This window comes from Oleiphilus sp. HI0079, from assembly GCF_001635105.1.
Map to the genome: position 1 here is coordinate 1 of NZ_LWFT01000826.1, position 1570 is coordinate 1570.

Genomic DNA, 1570 nt, shown 5'->3' on the forward strand with positions numbered 1-1570 from the left:
TGGGATATTGGCGATGAGGCGATGCACCATCTGCTAGACAGAGAGCTTCCTGAAGAAGAGCAAACGCAGATACTGGCGATTGCCAACGCCCCGGCGGAAATTCTCGAAGTACACGACTTGCGCACACGCCAATCAGGGCGGACCAAGTTCGTTCAAATGCATCTGGTCATGCAAGGCTCAACACCGCTGAGCAAAGCGCACCAGATCGGAGAGCAAATAGAAGCGGAGATTGAAGACGCGTTTCATGATGTCGATGTATTGGTCCACTTAGACCCACACACAGAAGCCGTGAATGAGCTGCCTTAGCCGCGCATTTTCTCAAGCATGCTCTTCATCATCTCATGAATGGTTTGGATCGCCTTTAACGGCCGGACCATCACTTTAAACTCGGTAATCTGGCCTTGCTCGTTCCAACTGATCATGTCGACACCATTCACCTCAATGCCATTGACCACTGTTTGAAACTCCAAAATGGCATGATCGTCAGCGATGGTTTCGCGCACGTACTTAAAGCTCTCATTAAAGAACACCACAAACGCGGCCGATAGATACATGCTCGTAATGGGCTTGCCGTTTTGAGGGGTGTGCACCACCGGGGAATAGAACACAACATCATCCGCCAGCAAGGTGTTTAAGCCCGAAGGATCTCTGCTTGCTAACAACTTATGCCAGTGCTCAACCGCACTCGCGGGGTGCTTCTCAACCTGAGTCATGCTCTTCTCCGAATCGATCATTAAAGTCAAAACAGTCTTTATACTGTAAAGATAAAGCACTATAGCAAAGCCATTTATCGCTATTCCAGATCTATGGCTGAATTAGACTGTTCTATGCTGTATAAAAGAACACACACTAAAACTTCATCAGGTGCCGAAGCAAGCTATGCCTTTACCCGAATTTATTGCCTCCATATGGATGGATGTTATCGCTGTATGCTGGTTTTTACTTTGCTTCAAAGGGTATAGCGCATATACCCGACGCCGTGTTCATGATACGCCCTGCCTCGCGAGTCTCTTGTATCTGGCCCGCCTAGACTGGATGAATGAGATGCTGGAGCGCGAGATTCGCGTTGCAGATAACACCGCGATCGCCAATCTTGAGCGCAGCGTTTCATTCTTTGCATCCACGACGATGCTGATTTTAGCGGGCTTACTGACAATCCTTGGTTCAACAGACAAAGCGATAGGCCTGCTTGAAGATCTGCCCTTTGTGATGCCAGCGACACGTGCCGAATGGGAACTGAAATTTCTACTGTTGATTGTGGTTTTCGTATACGCCTTCTTCAAATTCACTTGGAGCTTGCGGCAGTATGGCTTTGTGACAGTGATGATTGGCGGAGCGCCGGTGTGTTCGCGCGAAGAAAAACCAAAAGAGCATCGGGTGCTTGCAGAGCGGCTTGCGAAGATGGGGTCGATGGCGGCACATAACTTCAATATGGGACTAAGAACCTATTACTTCTCAATCTCCATATTAGCGTGGTTTATCAATCCGATTCTCTTTATGGTGGCGGCAACCAGCATCGTCTTTGTGCTGTATCAACGTGAGTTTAAATCGTCGACCTTGCGCACCTTAA

The 1570-nt window shown here is 48.5% G+C and carries 3 protein-coding genes; 2 read left to right on the forward strand and 1 reads right to left on the reverse strand.

Features of this window, described 5'->3' with window-relative positions; translation table 11 throughout:
- Window positions 1–306 (forward strand): cation diffusion facilitator family transporter (locus A3750_RS15380; RefSeq protein WP_304440197.1); only part of this gene is annotated, 306 nt, incomplete at its 5' end.
- On the opposite strand, the gene A3750_RS15385 is transcribed toward A3750_RS15380, so the two are convergent.
- Complete coding sequence (locus A3750_RS15385; RefSeq protein WP_068458044.1) at window positions 303–713, reverse strand: nuclear transport factor 2 family protein; 411 nt, start codon at window positions 711–713, stop codon at window positions 303–305. The genes A3750_RS15380 and A3750_RS15385 overlap by 4 nt on opposite strands.
- Window positions 714–879: 166 nt before the next feature.
- Between A3750_RS15385 and A3750_RS15390 the strand changes: the two genes are divergently transcribed.
- The coding region (locus A3750_RS15390) for a DUF599 domain-containing protein (protein ID WP_082873309.1) at window positions 880–1570 on the forward strand (691 nt) is incomplete at its 3' end.

Coding starts and splice junctions, on each gene's coding strand:
- A3750_RS15385 (WP_068458044.1), bottom strand. CDS start 713: ATGACTCAGGTTGAGAAGCACCCCGCGAGTGCGGTTGAGCACTGGCAT.